This window comes from Pedobacter sp. HMWF019, from assembly GCF_003061025.1.
In the GTDB taxonomy this organism is placed as follows: domain Bacteria; phylum Bacteroidota; class Bacteroidia; order Sphingobacteriales; family Sphingobacteriaceae; genus Pedobacter.
This window is the reverse complement of record NZ_QAIL01000040.1, coordinates 12,493-31,044: the sequence shown is the minus strand read 5'-3', so window position 1 is coordinate 31,044 and position 18,552 is coordinate 12,493. Positions and strand designations below refer to the sequence as shown.

18 protein-coding genes are annotated in these 18,552 nt (G+C 42.0%); 10 read left to right on the top strand and 8 right to left on the bottom strand.

Annotation, left to right across the window (positions count from 1 at the left end):
- Positions 1 to 10: 10 nt before the first annotated feature.
- From DBR11_RS02820 to gltX, 4 genes are all read right to left on the bottom strand, one after another.
- Complete coding sequence (locus DBR11_RS02820) at positions 11 to 3,592, bottom strand: response regulator (RefSeq protein ID WP_108550099.1); 3,582 nt, start codon at positions 3,590 to 3,592, stop codon at positions 11 to 13.
- Between the two features lie 4 nt (positions 3,593 to 3,596).
- Positions 3,597 to 4,715 (bottom strand): hybrid sensor histidine kinase/response regulator, encoded by a 1,119-nt coding sequence (locus DBR11_RS02815; RefSeq protein ID WP_108550098.1) that lies wholly within the window; start codon positions 4,713 to 4,715, stop codon positions 3,597 to 3,599.
- A 155-nt stretch (positions 4,716 to 4,870) separates the two neighbouring features.
- Positions 4,871 to 5,707 (bottom strand): neutral zinc metallopeptidase, encoded by an 837-nt coding sequence (locus tag DBR11_RS02810; protein WP_108550097.1) that lies wholly within the window; start codon positions 5,705 to 5,707, stop codon positions 4,871 to 4,873.
- An 11-nt stretch (positions 5,708 to 5,718) separates the two neighbouring features.
- The gene (gene gltX, locus DBR11_RS02805) at positions 5,719 to 7,227 is read right to left on the bottom strand and encodes a glutamate--tRNA ligase (RefSeq protein ID WP_108550096.1); all 1,509 of its coding nucleotides are present in this window, start codon (positions 7,225 to 7,227) and stop codon (positions 5,719 to 5,721) included.
- A gap of 89 nt (positions 7,228 to 7,316) precedes the next feature.
- Here gltX and DBR11_RS02800 point away from each other — a divergent pair, with 89 nt between their 5' ends.
- Genes DBR11_RS02800 through DBR11_RS02790 form a run of 3 tightly spaced genes read left to right on the top strand, consistent with a single transcriptional unit; the run spans position 7,317 to position 9,437 of the window.
- Positions 7,317 to 8,540 (top strand): HAMP domain-containing sensor histidine kinase, encoded by a 1,224-nt coding sequence (locus DBR11_RS02800; RefSeq protein WP_108550095.1) that lies wholly within the window; start codon positions 7,317 to 7,319, stop codon positions 8,538 to 8,540.
- Positions 8,509 to 9,015: a DinB family protein gene (locus DBR11_RS02795; RefSeq protein WP_108550094.1), complete on the top strand. Its 507-nt coding sequence runs from the start codon at positions 8,509 to 8,511 to the stop codon at positions 9,013 to 9,015. Before DBR11_RS02800 ends, DBR11_RS02795 begins: the two co-directional genes overlap by 32 nt.
- Positions 9,015 to 9,437 carry a hotdog fold thioesterase gene (locus DBR11_RS02790; protein ID WP_108550093.1) on the top strand — a complete coding sequence of 141 codons (423 nt, stop codon included), beginning with the start codon at positions 9,015 to 9,017 and terminating at the stop codon, positions 9,435 to 9,437. The genes DBR11_RS02795 and DBR11_RS02790 overlap by 1 nt, the downstream gene beginning before the upstream one ends.
- Here DBR11_RS02790 and DBR11_RS02785 read toward each other — a convergent pair.
- The gene (locus DBR11_RS02785) at positions 9,432 to 10,010 is read right to left on the bottom strand and encodes a Crp/Fnr family transcriptional regulator (RefSeq protein WP_108550092.1); all 579 of its coding nucleotides are present in this window, start codon (positions 10,008 to 10,010) and stop codon (positions 9,432 to 9,434) included. The two genes, DBR11_RS02790 and DBR11_RS02785, sit on opposite strands and share 6 nt — an antisense overlap.
- 133 nt (positions 10,011 to 10,143) lie before the next feature.
- On the opposite strand from DBR11_RS02785, the gene DBR11_RS02780 reads away from it, so the two are divergent.
- The 4 genes from DBR11_RS02780 (at position 10,144) to DBR11_RS02765 (ending at position 12,080) form a co-directional block, all read left to right on the top strand.
- Complete coding sequence (locus tag DBR11_RS02780) at positions 10,144 to 10,497, top strand: DUF6249 domain-containing protein (protein ID WP_108550091.1); 354 nt, start codon at positions 10,144 to 10,146, stop codon at positions 10,495 to 10,497.
- Positions 10,498 to 10,640: 143 nt separating this feature from the next.
- On the top strand, positions 10,641 to 10,967 hold the full coding sequence (locus tag DBR11_RS02775) for a multidrug efflux SMR transporter (RefSeq protein WP_108550090.1): 327 nt from the start codon (positions 10,641 to 10,643) through the stop codon (positions 10,965 to 10,967).
- 55 nt (positions 10,968 to 11,022) lie between these two features.
- Complete coding sequence (locus DBR11_RS02770; protein ID WP_108550089.1) at positions 11,023 to 11,604, top strand: RNA polymerase sigma factor; 582 nt, start codon at positions 11,023 to 11,025, stop codon at positions 11,602 to 11,604.
- Complete coding sequence (locus DBR11_RS02765) at positions 11,601 to 12,080, top strand: anti-sigma factor (protein ID WP_108550088.1); 480 nt, start codon at positions 11,601 to 11,603, stop codon at positions 12,078 to 12,080. Before DBR11_RS02770 ends, DBR11_RS02765 begins: the two co-directional genes overlap by 4 nt.
- Before the next feature lie 54 nt (positions 12,081 to 12,134).
- Here DBR11_RS02765 and DBR11_RS02760 read toward each other — a convergent pair whose 3' ends face one another.
- Genes DBR11_RS02760 through DBR11_RS02750 form a run of 3 tightly spaced genes read right to left on the bottom strand, consistent with a single transcriptional unit; the run spans position 12,135 to position 15,430 of the window.
- Complete coding sequence (locus DBR11_RS02760) at positions 12,135 to 12,695, bottom strand: DUF2911 domain-containing protein (RefSeq protein ID WP_108550087.1); 561 nt, start codon at positions 12,693 to 12,695, stop codon at positions 12,135 to 12,137.
- An 11-nt stretch (positions 12,696 to 12,706) separates the two neighbouring features.
- Positions 12,707 to 12,889, bottom strand: coding sequence for a hypothetical protein (locus DBR11_RS02755; protein WP_108550086.1), 183 nt, complete (start codon positions 12,887 to 12,889; stop codon positions 12,707 to 12,709).
- 33 nt (positions 12,890 to 12,922) lie between these two features.
- Complete coding sequence (locus tag DBR11_RS02750) at positions 12,923 to 15,430, bottom strand: glycoside hydrolase family 9 protein (RefSeq protein ID WP_108550085.1); 2,508 nt, start codon at positions 15,428 to 15,430, stop codon at positions 12,923 to 12,925.
- Positions 15,431 to 15,559: 129 nt separating this feature from the next.
- Between DBR11_RS02750 and DBR11_RS02745 the strand changes: the two genes are divergently transcribed.
- From DBR11_RS02745 to DBR11_RS02735, 3 genes are read left to right on the top strand one after another with little or no spacing between them, the layout of a single operon-like run.
- On the top strand, positions 15,560 to 16,180 hold the full coding sequence (locus DBR11_RS02745) for a TetR/AcrR family transcriptional regulator (RefSeq protein WP_108550084.1): 621 nt from the start codon (positions 15,560 to 15,562) through the stop codon (positions 16,178 to 16,180).
- The gene (locus DBR11_RS02740) at positions 16,177 to 17,496 is read left to right on the top strand and encodes a TolC family protein (RefSeq protein ID WP_108550083.1); all 1,320 of its coding nucleotides are present in this window, start codon (positions 16,177 to 16,179) and stop codon (positions 17,494 to 17,496) included. Before DBR11_RS02745 ends, DBR11_RS02740 begins: the two co-directional genes overlap by 4 nt.
- A gap of 11 nt (positions 17,497 to 17,507) precedes the next feature.
- Entirely contained in the window at positions 17,508 to 18,551 is a 1,044-nt protein-coding gene (locus tag DBR11_RS02735; RefSeq protein WP_108550082.1) for an HlyD family secretion protein, read from the top strand.
- The last annotated feature ends 1 nt before the right edge of the window (position 18,552 follow it).

Here is an 18,552-nt window from a genome sequence, read left to right as displayed (position 1 = left end):
GTTATGTCTTTTAAACTTTATTATACAACCAAACCCTTAGCAAAGAAACCAGCTGGTCTATATCCACAGGCTTTGAAATATAATCAGATGCCCCCGCGGCAATACATTTTTCCCTGTCTCCCATCATTGCCTTCGCAGTAACAGCAAGTACAGGAAGATTCTTATACGCAGGAATTTTCCGGATTTGTTTGGTACTTTCATAACCATCCATTTCCGGCATCATCATATCCATCAGTACAATATCCACAAATGGATTTTCCTTTAAGATCTGCAACGCTTCCTTACCGTCAGTTGCAGCAAGCACTTTCATCTTATGTTGCTCCAGGGCTTTCGTGAGTGAAAAGATATTCCTCACGTCATCATCCGCAATCAACACTGTTTTATTGCTCAGTACCTCATAAAGCCCCCCAAGCTTTTCCGATACAGGCTTTTTCTTATCTTCTTCTTTGGCTTCCACTAAATGCAGGAAAAGGCCTGCCTCATCCAATATCCGTTGATAAGAATGAGCTGTTTTCACCACAATAGAGTCCGCGTACTGCTTGATCCGGTTTTCTTCTCCCTTTGACAAATTCTTTCCTGTGAAAATGATAATCGGCAGATTCTCCAATCCCTCACTTTTCTTAATCGTTTCCAGCGTTTCATAGGCATTTTTATCTGGGATACCCATATCCAGGATCACACAATCCACCTCTTGCTTTTTAAGTGCATCGATACTCTGTGTTACATTCGTTGCAACTTCCGTTTGAATGCTATAATTGCTGAGAAAATAACTCAAAGCTTCGGCATGTTGTTTATTCTCTTCTACAATCAGCACTTTTTTAGGGTGTCTGCTTAGTGCATGCTCCAACTTCTGAAAGATTTGCTTCATGTGCTCCAGGGCCACTGGTTTATTGATAAAATCAACGGCTCCTTTCAAAAGGCTTTCCTTTTTAACTTCCAGAGACGACATAATATGTACTGGTATATGCCGGGTTTTTGGATTTGCCTTCAGTTCTTCCATCACCTGCCAGCCATCCTTAACGGGAAGCTGGATATCCAGAAGAATAGCCAGTGGATGATAATGATTGGCCATTTCTATACCAACATCACCCCTAACGGCAACAATCCCCTTATAATTCCTTTTCCTGGTAAATGACAACAGCGTTTTCGCAAAGGCGGTATCATCCTCTACAATCAAGATCACCTTATCCTCCGGCAGGATATGATCTCTGTCATCTTCTACTTCCTGGGGGATCTGTGTAACAGTAAATCTCTCCGGAAGCGCCTCAGGGATCGTATCCACATAGCTTGGCACAGCGAAAACAGGTTCTTTTTTCGCAAGACTTTCACCTTTTTCTGCTCCATTCAAAAACAAGGATAGTGTAAATTCACTGCCCACATTTTCTTTACTGGTCAATTCAATCTCACCTCCAAGCAACTTCGCAAGTTCCCGGCTAATAGATAATCCCAATCCCGTGCCTCCAAATTTTCTCCTCGTAGAACCATCTGCCTGTTGGAAAGCTTCAAAGATTAATTGTTGTTTTTCTACGGGCACCCCTATTCCTGTATCAGACACCTTGAACAGCAGGGCTTGATTTTCTTTATCTGAAGTAATGGTCAAACTTACTTTTCCCTGACCTGTGAATTTAATCGCATTCGACAACAGATTCTTTAAAATCTGCTCCAGTCTCATTTTATCTGTATAAATGGCATCAATATTCTCTTCCACTTCGACAACCAGATCCAATCCCTTATTTTTCGCAATCGGATTAAATAAAGAACGCATATCTGTAGCAACCTCAGTTACGCTTACCGTTGCAAATTCCAGTTTCATTTTACCAGCCTCTATTTTAGAAAGATCCAGGATTTCATCGATCAGCCCAAGTAATCCTTGTCCGGAACTTTGAATCACTTCAGCATATTCAATATACTCCTTATCCAGCTCTTTATTCTCAGACATCAATTTAGACAGCAACAGAATAGAATTCAGCGGCGTTCTCAATTCATGGGACATATTGGCCAAAAACTCCGATTTATACTTAGTACTGAGTTCCAGCTGCTGGGCTTTTTGCTGAATTTCCAGGTTTCTTTCCTGTATCAGCTGATTCCGCTCTTCTAACAGACTGGTCCTTTCCTCGAGCTCCTGATTACTCTGGAGCAGCTCTTCCTGCTGTACCCTCAGTTCCTCCTCAGAGGTCTGGATCTTCTGCGTCTGCGCTTCCAATTCTGCATTCAAGCCCTCCAGTTCACTATGCTGGGCCTGAAGCTCTTCGGCCTGGGCCTGGGTTTCTTCCAGGAACTCCTGTAACCGTTTCCTGTTCTGGGCAACATGAATTGAGATCCCTATATTTGATCCTATACTGTTCAAATAATCCAGTTGAAGAGGGCTATACGTCGCCAGCGAGCCTAATTCCAGAACGCCAACAACAGAGGCATCCCTGATGACGGGAACAGCCACAATGTTTCTCGGCCGCGTACTTCCTGAGGCATAACTAATGGTCAGTTCCCCCTCCGGAATATCATTCAGCAAAATCTGTTTCCCCGAAAGTGCCGCCTGCCCCGCAGTCCCTTCCCCTAAAGGAATAAGTTTAGTTTCCTCCTGACGAGTAAGGGCATAACCTGCACTAAGGGCAAGGCTCTTATTCTCCAGCAGATAAAAGGCGCCTATTTGACTTCCTGTCCTTTCTACAGTAAAGTCCAGAATCTCATGGGCCAGTTCAGCCACTCCTTTTTCTCCCACCATTTTATCGTTCAATCCTGCTATGCTCGCCTGAAGCCATTCTTTATCGGCCAGCAAACCGAAAGAATATTCCAGAGATTCTGCCATAGCATTCAAATGTGCAGCAAGGCTTCCTAAACCATCTTCCCCTTCCTGCTCAAGTCTGATGTGGTAATTTCCTTTGGAGATCTGACTCGACAATTCCTGTATTACCCGAATACGGGTATCCATTTCATCCTTTTTATCTTGTAAAGCTTGCTGAAGTCTCGTTCTCGTATTAAAATCCGAAGAAACCCTTCTATAAAAGAAAAAGGTAATCAGTAAGGCAAGACAGGCTGCGATAACAATTAACACCGGCGTATAACGAGCCATTTTATTCAAATCAGCTGTGCGTTCCTCCAGGAGCCTTTTCTCTTCAACCTGCATGGTTTTAATCAGGGCCCTTGCATTGTCCATGTAAAGCTTCCCATTTAAAAGCTCTATCATGCTGACGCTTCCGCCCTGGCTTTTAATCGAAATGGTCTTATCCAGGATGTCCATCCTGTGCTCAATATTATCCTGCAACCGTTTAATGTTCTTTTGCTGAAAATCATTGTCCCTTGTCTGGCTCATGACCTCATTAACCAAATCCAGGGCTGCAGTTTTCGCTCCTGTATAAGGTTCAAGAAAAACTTTCTCTCCTGTCAATAAATATCCTCTTTGCCCTGTCTCAGCATCCTTAAGTGTCGATATGATGTTATCGAGATTAGAAATGACATCATTGCTATGCGCAACAAGTTCAGAATTTTTGATCAGGTTCCTGATGCTGAAATAAGATGCAGAGGAACTGACGAAAAGTACTAGTAAAGATAGCCCTAGACCAATTCTGAGGTTATTTTTTATCGTTTTCTTCATAAAATTATTCTGTCTCGGATGTTAATGGAATATAAAAATAGAATTCAGAGCCTTCCCCCGGAGTACTTTTTACCCCCACCTCACCACCATGCCTCCTAATGATCTCTGCAGAAATGTAAAGACCGATTCCCAATCCCTGAAATTGGATTGCAGTTTCTTCTACCCGAAAAAATTTATCAAAAACACTTTGCTGCTGTTTTTCATCAATACCAATACCAAAATCTCTCACACCTAGATACAGCCGCCCATTTTCATTTCGTAAATTAACCAGGATTTCACTGGTGCCAGGAGAATATTTTATCGCGTTGGTCATAAAGTTGATGATCACCTGCTCTATCCTCATTTCATCACCGTATACTGGCGCAGATGCAGATCCATTCTTTAGGATTTTAAACTCAGGATTAGATTGTTGAATAATCTCGATCACTCCATCCAGTAACTCATGCATCATAAAATTCTTCTTGTTGAATTTGAGCTTCCCACTCTCTATTTTAGAGATGTCCAGCAAATCAGCAATCAGTTCATTTAATTTTTCCAGTTGAGTTTGCGCTTTTTGCAAATGCCTCTTAACCGTCGTCACATCACCCTTGTCAATACTTCTGTCCAGCAGTTGCATATATCCCTTAACACTCGTTAGCGGGGTTTTAAGCTCGTGACTGGCAATACTGATAAATTCATCTTTCTTATTTTCGGCCTTCTTTCTAAATTCAATTTCATCCAGCAATGCTTTCTGGATCTCGATCAATTTCCGGCTTTGTTCGTAAATCCGATAAAATGTTTTAACCTTGAGCAACAACACATCCATATCCACAGGTTTTGTGATATAGTCGAGTCCGCCTGAAGAATAGCCTTTAGTAATAAAACGAAGTTCTGTATTGGCTGCAGACAGAAAAATAATCGCAGTTTCCCTGGCCTTACTATAGCCCGAAATCGCTTCTGCAACTTCGAAACCATCCATCCCCGGCATCTGAACATCCAGAATGATCAAAACATATTCATTCCGGAGAACTTTTTTCAAGGCCTCTTCCCCGGACGATGCTGTATCTACCTCAAAATTATGTGCTTCGAGAACTTTTTTTAAAGAAATAAGATTTTCTGGTGTATCGTCTACAATTAGGATCATTATTTAAGGTAAATTGGACTTACCAGCTTCGTTTTTCTGGAATCAGCCGTTTAAAATATTTCTAAGATATACAACTTTAAAGAATAATGTATGCTTTCCGTCTATATTATTGATTATTGAATTTGGGTACAGCCGCTCATCTGTTGGTTAACACCTTAAAGTTGCCTTGCATTAAAAGTATCCCCCTGGTTAATGTCACCAGTATCAAATCCTTTTTTAAACCAATACACCCTTTGAGCAGATGTTCCGTGCGTAAACGCATCGGGAACCACCTGTCCCTGCCCTTGCTGCTGAAGTTTATCATCCCCAATTGCATTGGCTGCATTCATCGCTTCCTCGATATCGCCGGGATCGAGACGAAAATCCTTTAGATCCTGTGCGTGCCTGGCCCAGAGACCGGCGAGAAAATCGGCCTGCAGCTCCAGTTTAACAGACATCCTGTTGTACTCTTTTTCGCTGAGCTGACTTCTGTAGCGTTCCATTTTCGCAGAGATTCCTAAAAGGTTCTGTACATGATGCCCAACCTCGTGAGCAATCACATAGGCCTGGGCAAAATCACCTGCAGCACCAAAGCGATCTTTCAGTTCCTGATAAAAGCTCAGGTCGATATAGACCTTATGATCTCCGGGACAATAAAAAGGCCCTACCGCTGAACTGGCATTACCACAGGCAGATTGCACTATATTATCAAACAAAACCATCCCCGGCTTTTCATAGGTTTTGTTCATTGCAGCAAACTGCTGCTCCCACACCAGATTGGTAGATTCCAGCACACCGTCTACAAATTTACCTTCTGCGTCTGTAGGATCCCCTTTTTTAGCCTCCTGCTGGGTAGTTCCAGCAGGAATCTGGCTCACCAGACCCGTAAGATCTTTTCCAAAAAAGAGTCCAACAATGATGACCAGAAGACCAATTCCTCCACCCAGAACAGGACCTCCTTTTCCGCCCCTCCTATCTTCGATATTACCACTACCCTTACCGAACCATTGCATATTAATTTTATTTAGTTAAACGCCAATAAAGCCTTTCTGATTCTGTCTGCAGTTTCTGAAGCCCCAAGCAACACCGCTATATCAAATACACCAGGGCCAAATTTTCCCCCAACCAGCATAATCCGGAATGGAAGCATCAGTTCACCTGGCTTAAGGTTGTGTGTCAACGTTAAGGCTTTAAACTCTTCTTCCAACTCCACAGCACTTAACCCGTCCTTCAAAACAGCAATAAAAGCATCAAAAAAGGCAGCCTTCTCTGCTGTCCACTTCGGTTTTACCGCAGCCAGATCATAGGCTTCAGGAGAAACAAAAAAGTAACGGCTTTGTGTGATAAAATCTGTTAAAAGATGACAACGGTCTTTCACCAGATTAATCACCTTATCCAGATAGCCAGCTTCAACGGACTCCAGCCCGCTTTTCAATAACTCATCTTTTATAACAGGAGCAATTTTTTTCGCCTCGGCATGTTTAATCCATTCATGGTTGTACCATTTTGCTTTTTCGAAATCAAACTTTGCCCCAGCTTTACTGATCCTTTCCACAGAAAACTTTTCGATCAGCTCTTCTATGGTAAAAATCTCCTGGTCCGTTCCATCATTCCATCCCAGCATCGCCAGCAGATTTACAAATGCCTCAGGCATAAAACCGAGTTCTTTAAATCCTGCAGTCAGATCTCCGGTTTTAGGGTCTGTCCAGTTTTGAGCATACACAGGGAATCCCAGTCTATCCCCATCACGTTTACTCAGTTTTCCATTTCCATCTGGCTTTAAGATGAGCGGAAGATGCACCCACTGCGGCATTTCGTCTTCCCAGCCCAGATATCTCCAAAGCAGAATATGAATTGGTGCGGATGGCAACCATTCCTCTCCTCTAAAAATATGGCTAATCTCCATGGCCTTGTCGTCTGCAACAACAGCCAGGTGATAAGTTGGCATTCCATCGGCTTTTAAAAGCACTTTATCATCCACCAGATTGGTATCAAAGCTCACGTGGCCACGGATCAGATCAATAAAAGAAACCTGTTCGTTTTCCGGTATTTTAATTCTGACAACGAAAGGCGTCTGCTTTTCCAGTAATACCTCAACCTCATCTGCGGGTAATGTCAATGAATTTCGCATCTGCATACGGGTAGACTGTCCGTATAAAAAGTTAGGAAATTCTTTACGTTTTGCATCCAGTTCTTCAGGGGTATCAAAAGCATAATAAGCATAGCCATCCGCAATGAGCTGGTCTGCGTATTGTTTATAACTCGCTTTCCGTTCACTCTGACGGTATGGCCCAAATGCACCTCCTTTTTGAGGACTCTCATCAGGAGACATGCCACACCATTCCAGGCAGGAAACAATATATTCTTCAGCCCCCGCCACAAAACGGGTCTGGTCTGTATCTTCTACACGCAAAACAAAGGTTCCGCCATGCTGTTTGGCAAATAAATAGTTAAACAATGCGGTCCTTACACCACCTAAATGCAGTCCTCCTGTCGGACTTGGAGCAAATCTTACTCTAACTTTCTTTTCCATAATCTTACCTGCAAATATATATTTTTTACACTGTTACCGTTCTATTGATGCGTTATTGAATGCTATTTTGTAATTTGCCTCCACATTTTATGAACCCTTACGAAAAAAAACGTCGCTGGAAATTATTCTTACTTGCTTTTGCGGCAGTAATCGGTGCAGCATCCGTTTTTTACAGCGATTTTTTCGTTAAAAAAATGGAACGGGAAGAAAGAATACAATTTGAGCTTTGGGTCAAAGGAACCGAAAAATCCTCCCAGATCTTTGAAGATGCACTCTATGCAGAAGTACTCAACATGATCACTTCCAGTAGCACTGTACCTGTCATCCTGACTGATACTACCGGAACAAAAATAGAAACCTACCTGCGCCTGGACAGTACCAAGACCAATTATGTAGATGCCACCTCCAAGGCGAATTATGATCCGGGCTATTTCCAACGCGAACTGAGCAGAATGAAAAAGCAGCATGCTCCTTTGCCTATTAATTACATGGGCAGAAAGATGCTCGTCTACTATAAAGATTCTTTTATCCTCACGCAACTTCGTTATTTTCCATATATACAACTCGGGGTCATTGCCCTTTTTCTTCTCACCGCCTATGTTGCCTTCAGTTCTGCCAGAAAAGCCGAACAGGATCAGGTATGGGTCGGTATGGCTAAAGAAACTGCCCACCAGCTGGGCACGCCGATTTCTTCACTTATGGCCTGGGTAGAACTGATCAAATCCCGCTTTGATGCAGAAGACGATCCTCTTATCGCTGAAATGGAAAATGACATTAAACGTCTGGAAGTGATTACAGACCGCTTTTCAAAGATCGGCTCCAAACCCATTCTGGAAGACCATGTGGTTTTCGTTGTGATCCATAATTTCGTTGATTACTTTAAATTGAGGACTTCAGACAAGATCATCTTTAACATTACCGGAGATGAACAGGTCCGGGCGATGTTAAACGTCCCCCTGTTTGACTGGGTGATTGAAAATCTGTTAAAAAATGCAGCTAATGCCATCGCCAATGAGGGAAGCATCACTGTGAACATCATCGAAAATCTGGCAAAAGAAGAAGTTTTTATAGACGTGACCGATACCGGTAAAGGTATTCCAAGGTCAAAATTTGATGCCGTATTCCAGCCCGGCTTCACCACCAGGAAAAGAGGTTGGGGGCTTGGGCTCTCTCTTACCCGACGCATCGTAGAAAACTACCATAGCGGACAAATCTTTGTCAAAGATTCAGAACTTGGAAAAGGAACCACCTTTAGAATTATACTTAAAAGCAGCATTACTTATGAACCGACCACAACCGAACGACTATCATGAAATGGTTAGCGGATATATCAGCCTCGTAGAAGGGAACAACGTACTGGAGGTTATTAAACAACAAACCATAGACTTTCCGGATTTCCTGAACAATCTCATTGAGAAAGCAGATTATGCCTATGCGACCGGAAAATGGACCATTAAAGAAATGGCAGGGCACATCATAGACACAGAAAGAATTCTAACCTATCGGTTGCTTTGTATAGCCCGTGGAGAACAAAGCCCTCTACCCGGTTTTGAAGAAAATGACTATGTAAAGCAAGCACATTTTGCAGACAGAAGCCTGTTAAGCCTGTCCGAGGAATTTTCCCTGTCAAGGCGGGCAAATCTTTACCTTTATAATTCTCTCAATGAGCAGGAGCTGGAACGCAGAGGAATCGCTGCAGGAAGACAGCTGACTGTAAATGCACTGCTGTTCACCATTGCAGGACATCTTATTCATCATACTCAAATCATTAAAGAACGATACCTGTAATGTGGTTTTCAGAATTTACACCAGAAGCATTAAATGACCGGCCCAAAAATCATATTGGAGCCCTGCTGGACATTAAGTTTACCGAAGTTGGCGGCAATTTTATAAAGGCAACCATGCCTGTTGACGAAAGAACACACCAGCCCGCAGGAATCCTGCACGGCGGTGCTTCTGTAGTCCTGGCAGAAACCCTTGGAAGCATTGCCTCCTATATGTGTGTAGACCCGGAGAAATATATTGCTGTTGGCCTGGAGGTCAACGCAAATCATTTAAGACCGGTGAAAAATGGGCTGGTCACAGGCATTTGTACACCATTACATATTGGAGCCAAAACACATGTCTGGGAGATTAAGATTTATACAGATAAAAACAAAATGAGTTGCGTAAGCAGGCTAACTGTAGCCATACTGCCTAAGCCTTTATAAACCTCCCGATCTCAGCTCTGCGCGGATCCGGCTTAAGGTCACCTGCGTAACGCCAAGATAAGAAGCGATATAGCCCAATTGAACCCGCTGAACAACAGAAGGCGTATTTTTGATCAGTTCAGCATAACGCTCCGCGGCAGGTGTGAAAAGCCGGCCGATAAAGCGTTCTTCCGTTTTGATCAGCTCCCGTTCAGCAAATTTCCTTCCCCAATTGGCCAGCTCTATGTGTTTACTGAAAAGACCTTGCAGGGTCTCTGTTTTTATCTCGTACAGTACACTACTCTCCAGGAGCACAATATTCTCATAGCCCTTAGTCCCATGAATATAACTGTGATAAGAAAAAATAGCATCTCCCTCCATTCCAAACCAGAAAGTGATTTGATTGTCTTTACCATCACAATAAGCTCTTGCAACTCCTCTTTCAATAAAATAAAGAGACCGTTCAATGCTGTCGGAACGGATGATCAGATGGTTTTTGGGTAGCTCTATCCTATTTAATTCCCTTGTCAGGAGGTTTAGGTCAGCCTCTTTCAGTGGGTATATCTCTTTAATATGATTCAGAATCTGCTCCAAAATGTGTTTTTTGATAAAGATAAAATAAGCATCGCAGATTTTTTAACAAAGGGTGTAACCTAATTAAAAAACATGTTGTCCTAACATACAGAACATATAATTAACAGATCGCAAACGATTAAAACATAAAAAGATGCACGACTTACTCCCAATCTTAGTTTTCCTTGGAGCCTTTGCCCTGGCATTCGGCATCCGGTACTTATCCAACAGAGAAAAAATGGCCATGATAGAACGCGGCATAGATCCCGGTATCGCAAAATCAAGACCATCAGCTCCCATGCCTTTCCTAAGTCTTAAATTTGGCTTGCTCCTGGTTGGGCTTGGTATAGGTTTGCTCCTTGCTCTTTTTATCTCTATGCAAGCCCGCATGGAAGACGAACAAGCCACCGCAGTATATTTTGGTTGCCTGGCCATTTTTGGAGGTATAGGGCTTATTATATCCTATATGATTGAGCGGAAATGGCTGGATAATCATCCTGAAAAATAGGGCGCCAAATCCAAAGGCTAACATTTTATACGGACTTACAGAAGGCCTGTTATACTCCTATCGTATACAGGCCTTCTGTTTTTTTAACATATGTAAAAAACTCCCGCTCTGTCTTGTTGTATTTTTGTCGAAAATTTACAATTATGAACTGGATCATTCTCATTATAGCCGGGCTTTTCGAAGTTGGTTTTACCACATGTTTAAAACTATCGAACAACTTCAGCAATTTAAAATGGACCATTGCCTTCGCCATTAGCATCAGTCTGAGTTTCTTTTTTTTAAACAAAGCAACACAAACCCTCCCAATGGGTACAGCTTATGCTGTATGGACAGGAATTGGGGCCGTGGGTACTGTTATTGTCGGTATTCTATACTTCAATGAACCCGCCAACTTCTGGCGGATCTTTTTTATTGCAACCCTGATTGCCTCGATACTCGGGCTAAAATTCTTTGCTGGCGCAGCACACTAAATATTTTCTTACATTGCTGTAACCTGCTACCGAAAACAGGCGTCTTAACAGATATATGCAGGAGCAGCAAACGGATTACGCATTAATTACAGCAGTACTGGAAGGAAATACCACAGTTTACGCCGATCTGGTTAAACGTCACCAGCGGTTTGTATTTACTATGGCCATGCGTTTTGCAAAGAATAGAGAGGATGCAGAGGAAATTGCTCAGGATTGTTTCGTAAAAGCCTATAAAGCCTTGGGCACCTTCCAGTACACCTCTAAATTCAGCACCTGGCTATATACCATTACTTATACCACGGCCATGACCTTTCTCAGAAAGAAAAAACTCTCCACCCTCTCTCTGAATGACGATGAAAATACGGTTCAGATTGAAAATCATATTTCTGACTATAATGCCAATAGCATTGAAAAGAAGTCAGGATATGCCTACCTGAGTCAGGCCATTGACCTGCTCTTGCCCGATGATGCTATGATCATTACCCTGTTTTACATGGGAGAACAAAGCCTGGAAGAGATTGCACAAACCATGCACATGGAAAGCAAGACCATTAAAGTAAAACTGCACCGGGCCAGGACCCGCTTAAAAGAAAAATTGCAATATTTGTTAAAAGATGAAGTAAAGGAGCTGATATGAAAACTATAGATGAAGAAATTTGGGATTACCTGGACGGCGGATTAACTGCTGATCAGAAGGCGGAAATATCTGCAAAGATCAGCTCAGACCCGGCTTATCAAGAGGTTTTCACCGAATTACAGGAAGTTCACCAACTGATGAAAGGAGCAGAACTGGAAGAACCCTCTATGTCCTTCACCAGGAATGTAATGGACCAGGTTAAGCTCGAAATCGCCCCAATCGCCTTAAAAACAAAAGTAAGCAAGACGATTATCTATTCCATTGCTGCCTTTTTTCTGCTGTCTATAGTGGCCATTATGATTTATACCATTGCCAATAGTACTTTAAGTGACGAAACTTTTGAAGTACCTTCCCTAAAACTCCCAGTCAATACCCAGGAATTCATTACCCCAACGTCCATCCGGATCTTTTTCTTTGTAGATATCGTCCTCGCTCTGATTTACCTGGACAGTTTCCTGCGACGTAAAAAAGCATAAATCTAAAAAGGCCGGGAATGTATCCTGGCCTTCTTATTGAATAATTTATCGTTGTTATTTGAATTGAATTGGCAGCTGAACAGAGGTTTTATCCCATCCAATCACCAGGTTTGCGCCATCTGCCTGGGGAACAAAAGTAATAGAGAAGTTTTCTACTACATTTTCCAGCGGTTTTACCGGTACATCAACCCTTACTTCATCTTTGGAAGCATCGTAGGTATAAGCACCCCATCTATCGGTCTGCTTGTTCAAAATAATGGTCCAGTTATCTTTATTTGGAATAGCAAATAAACTATAGGCTCCAGCCTTGATTTCTTTTTTGCCAATCATCACCGGTTTAAAGAAACGGATCTCCGTACTTTCATTTGCTCCCAGACGATATACTTTTCCAAAAGGCTCCAGTGCTCCGAAGATCTCCCGGCCCTTTTTTGCTGGTCTTGAATAAACCACTTTAATCACTGGAGTAGAATTATCGCCCGCCTTTACCTTTGCCGCATTCAACGGATAATACACAATATCAGCCGGACTGGCATCAGGTGCAGAAAATTTGACATCCTGCGCATGCACAGTTAAAGCAAATAATGCAGAACAGAGAACAAGACTTAACCTTTTCATATGTTAATCAATTAGTATGAACGTCCTTTTACAATTTTATTCAGGAATATAGCAGAGAAAATGAACCCGATCAGACCACCCAAAAGGGAATAGCCAAAACTGCCGGAAATAACAGCACCGGTCACAATTCCAAAAAACAGGCCCAAAACGTAATAAACCCAATCAAAATTTGCTTTATTTTCTTCTTTAGTCATCTTATTAAATTCTTATGCCTCAAAGGTATTGATTTATTTTAAAATTGGAACACCCGAAAGCCCCGGTAATTTATTTATCGTAACAAATTGATATCCCTTGTGTTTCAATTCCGTGATGAGCTGGCTTAATTTGTTGTAAAATTTGTCTTTTCTTCTCGGATCGGTTCCTATATGCAGCAATAAAATGAATCCATTCAAGCCATTTGACGCCTCATAATTTAGAATAGAATCGTATATTTCTTTACTACTTCTATAGCGGGAGCCCATTTCAGGCCAGGTATAATCGGCATTAGACCTCGTACCCGGAGTAAAATTAATAAGGGACAATCCCTCCTCTCCAGCCCATTTGGCAATCGTCTTATTGTACCATTCATAAGGTGGCAGAAAAAACTCTGGCTTTTCTATCCCAAAAACTGCCATTGCTTTGTAATTCTCTTCCAGGTCCTTTGCAAAAGTCTCTTTGCTCACCAGTAAACTATCCCTGTTTTTCCAGTCGCAATATAAAAGGTGCTGATCAGAATGGGGTCCCATTAAATTCCCGTTCTTTTTTAACTTTATAATCAGATTCTTATGCTGAGGTTCGCTATAAAAGCGCCCTGTCAGAAAGAAAGAAGCCTTGATGCCCTGCCGCAGTAAGGCCTCACTAATCGCTGGGCCACCATCTGCAAATTCATCACCTGTAAAAACCAGGGCAATCTTTTTCGCCGATGTGTCTCCCCGCACCATTGCTCCTTCCTCCATTACTCGATTCACAACAGAATTCTCCCTGCTGTCAAAAGCCGCCAGAAGGTAAATCATAGAAGCTGTTCCATCCATAGTTGGTTCATTACTGCTGTAGTCCCCGTAATCATCATGATAAACAACCAGGTCAGACTGAAATTTTTCATACTCATCCGGCTCATAAAGCTTAATCCCGATAAGATTTTTATATAAACTCCCATACACAGGACCATCCACCAAGCCGCCATCTACCGGATAATGATTTAAATGTGTAAAAGCGGAATGAGGATCCTGCGGGCTATCAGCCCATTGCGGCAATCCCGAAACGAAACTTGTTCCCCAAGGGTTACACCCAAAAAGCCAGTCGAAATTAGATTGGCCAAGTTCCTCAAAGGTTTTATCTCCTGTTAATTTATGGTATAAAAAGGATTGAATGGTAAATGAAGCCGTTAAGTTATTAGAACACCAGATGAAGGGAACTCCACGATAAAAAACATTCAGCTTTGCTTTATTCCAGACCTTCTCAAGTCCCGTTTTGTAGTTAAGGGCCATCTTTCTGCTTTCTTCCTTTTCAGCTGTCTTAGCCAGCTCGTAGTGTCCAAAATTATGGAAAGGATACCATTGATAATGTCTTGCCGTATCTGCTCCCATCCACGGAGTAACTGACTCCTGGGCAGCAAAAGTCTCTGCCTCGCTTAAATAAGATCGGTCAAGGGTGTTTCCGTACAATTCTGCAGCAGCCAGCTCCATATCATCTGTCCAATTGTCTTCTTCATAAAAATAAGGCGCACGCATGGGGGCAGTCTGTTGTGTTCCGGGTCTGGCCAGGCCAAAGGCATAAGCACTCAAAGCCTTATCGGCCAACAAAGTTGCATACTCCGGTTCCTGTTGCTTATAAATTTTGCTTCCGAGTGCAAATGCACTGCTAAATTTCCCTGCAACAGAAGCAGCACCAGTAGCCCGATTATGAAATTTTCCCAGTCCCTGAGGCTTACCATTAGCAAAATAAACAGGCCGCTCTTTTCCTTTTCCATAATCTGCATCGTCCTTTGTTGGCAGTCGCATTCCACTATGGTCACGGTCATCTGCAATCTGGTTAAACAACCAGTCTTTTTGAGGATGCATTTTAAGCAGCCATTTTAAACCCCAGTTCGCCTCATCCAATACATCAGCCCGGCCATTTTTGCCTTCCAGACCATTATCTGCATATTGATCGCCAAAAACCTGTGGAAAATCCCTGTAAGCAGCCAGCAAATGATAGGTCGCATTTGCAGACGTTGTTGAATATTGCAGATAATCAGAAGCATCATGCCATCCACCGCTTACGTCAACATGTGTACTATCCGGCATCGGTCCATACATGGTGTATCCATCCTGTACATGGCAGCTGTCTTTTAAATAGGGATTAAACCCACTTCGTTGCTGGCGCATGTATTTTAAAGCAAAATCAGCCATATGATTATAGACCTGATCGCCAATAATCACTTCGGGAGATGAAACTCCTTCAGCCTTAATCAGGTATCTTCCCTTCTTTTTAAATTCTGAAAAATCAAGTCTCGCCCCTGCTTTGAATGGACCATAAGAACCAAAAGCTTTAACCAATGAAGATCTATAGACTACTCTGCCCGTTCCTTTATTCACCAATTCAAAGCTTTTTGGAACAACACTTCCTTTGGTTACCCATACAGCAACCTTAACAGAATGAGTTTGATAGCCCAGAAGATTAATTCTGATCCAGCTGTTCTTTTCTGTTTCTTTTGGCTTAAGAATTGCGAAAGAAAATAATGGTACAGTGAGCAATAACAGCAAAAATCTTCTCATGTCTTTATAAAATTAAGTGATGAGCCTAAAAATACGAAACTTGTCAGATTTTGGTCAATTATCCTACACCGGGTAAATAATACACAAAATTAATCAATCGATTGATTAATTTTGTGGCGCAATATTAAAATGGAAAAAGTAGACACCAGGACCAGTATCTTAACCGCAGCAGAAAAATTATTTGCTGAACAGGGTTACGAAGGTACATCCACCCGCCAGATCGCCAGAGAAGCGGGAGCCAATATGGCTATGATCAATTATTATTTTGGATCCAAAGATGGCGTGTTCACAGAAATCATGACCAACAGCATTAAAGATTTTAACATGCAGCTGATCAGTATCAACGAGGATAAGGTCTCCAGTATGGAAAAATTAAAAAAGGTTGTTAACCGTTATGTGTACAGGATATTAAACAATATTCCTTTTCACCGGATGATGCACCGTGAATTCCTATTGGCCCAAAGACCCGAAATCTTTTGCAGGATGAAAGATGCCATGGCCATTAATTTAAATATGATCGAAGGCATTATTAATGAAGGCATAGACAATGGCAGTTTCAAAAAAATAGACGTGCGCATGCTCATCGCGACCATTACAGGAACCATCAGTAATGTGGCCGTATTTCCTTCAAAAATTACCGCTGGCTCAAAACTGGACATCAACATTCCTGAAGACCGGAAAATCTTAACAGAAAGGCTGATCGTCTACCTAAATGATCTTATAACAACGTATTTAACACCCCAAAAATGATACACAAAACAATCAAATTAAGCGGGCTGGTTTTGCTGCTGCCAGGTTTGCTCTACGCTCAAAACGTAAAAAAGCTAAGCCTGCAGGAGGCCGTACAGCTTGGCATAGAAAACAGCAAGAACCTGAAACTCTCGCAGAACAAAATTGACGAAGCCAATGCACAATTGAGCATCGTAAAAGATAATGCGCTTCCAACCGCAAAGGCCTCCTTCATGTACAATCATGCTGAGATCCCAACCAACAAATTATCCCTTGCTGGTGCGGACCCACTTACTTTACCTAAACGTGCAGACGCTTTCATAGGAACAGCTGCCGTAGAAGAATTGGTTTATGGTGGTGGAAAATTAAAATATGCACAGGAAACCACCCGTTTACTTACGCAGGTTGCATTACTAGATGCAGACAAAAATAAAGACGAGGTGAGTTATGCCGTCATTAATACCTACTATGCGCTGTTCAAAGTAATGCAGAGCAAAAAAGTAATTGCCCAGAACCTGGAGTCCATTGCCAGTCAACTGAAACAGGCACAACGTTTCTTTGACCAAGGTATCGTGACTAAAAATGATGTACTTCGCTTTCAACTGCAACAAGCCAACGTTTCCTTAACCGATCTGGAAGCAGAAAGTAACCGTAAAATCATCAATTACGATCTGGACATCCTTTTAGGTTTACCTGAAAATACAGAAATCGAAATTACGGAGCCGTCAAATGACCTTAAAATCGTAGATCCGGTGAGCACTTACATCGATATGGCCATGGCCAACAGACAGGAACTTAAACAGCTGGAAATCCAGGACAAAGTAGCCGGAGTGAATATCAAATCGGTAAAAGCCAATACCCTTCCTACTGTTGGAGTTGGAGCCAACCTATATTACATCAATCCAAACGGAAGCTTCATCCCTTCAACCAACGAATACTTGCTACCTGTTACCGTAGGCGCAACTGTATCCTGGAACTTTGGAAACTTATGGACCAATAAACATAAGGTAAGTGAATCTAAAGTGCAGCAAAAAGGAATTGTAATCCAGAAAGACATCCTTTCAGACCAGGTGAAAACAGAAATCAACTCTAATTATCAAAAATATGCCCTGGCCATCAGCAAGATCAAAGTTTTGCAAACTTCCATTGAACAGGCTACAGAAAACGACAAATTATTGGCCTCTAAATATAAAAACAACGTGGCTTCTGCAATAGACAGAATTGATGCAGAAACCCTTTTATACCAAAGTAAAATCAATCTGGAACTGGCTAAAGCCGATGCCGGACTTGCATATTACACTTTATTAAAATCAACAGGAAAAATTTCTCAACAATAAGACAAACAGCGATGACAACTGAAACAAAAAAGAAAAGTAAAGTAGTTCCTATCATATTAGGTGTACTTGTAATTATAGGTGCCGTTTTTGGGACCACAGAATATATCTATTACAGCAAACACGTAGATACAGATGACGCCCAGATCGATGGTGACATCAGTCCTGTGGTATCCCGTGTAGGTGGTTATGTAAAGGAAATCCTGTTTGAAGAAAATACCCGGGTAACAGAAGGACAGGTCCTCGTTAAACTGGACGATAGCGATTTCAAAGTTAAACTGGAACAGGCAGAAGCCGGACAAAAAGGTGCCAGTGCAGGTGTAAACGTATCTCAGTCTGAAATTGCCGCTACTGCAGCCAATACCAATACAGCTAAAGCAAATATTGAAGCCGCAAGGGTAAAATTGAATCTGGCTCAGAAAGATTACGAACGTTATGCCAATCTGGTAAAAGATGGTTCCATTACCCAGCAGCAGTTTGATCAGGCTAAGGCACAAAAAGAATCTGCACAAGCTGCCTTTACTGCCGCTAATGATCAATATAATGCCGCTGTTAAACAAGTAAGCACCACACAATCACAGCTTGCTGTTAGTCATACTGGCGTTACCCAGCATCAAAGTGATGTGGACTTTGCAAAATTACAATTGTCTTATACAGACATCAAGGCACCTGCAACAGGTCTGGTTTCTAAAAAGAATGTACAAAAAGGACAGCTCGTACAGGCAGGACAATCCCTGTTCTCTATTGTGAACGACAACAGCTTGTATGTAACTGCAAACTTTAAAGAAACCCAATTGGAAAAAGTACACTCAGGACTTAAAGTAAAGATCGAAGCAGATGCTTATCCTGATGAAGATATCGAGGGCGAAGTTTACAACTTCTCTCCAATTACAGGAGCAAAAGCTTCTTTACTACCTCCGGATAATGCAACGGGTAACTTCGTTAAAGTCGTACAACGCGTCCCTGTAAAAATTAAAATTACCAAAGCCTCCAAAGCCATGATGGAAAAATTACGTCCTGGTATGAGTGTTAAAGTTTCAGTTTCTATTAAAGACTAAA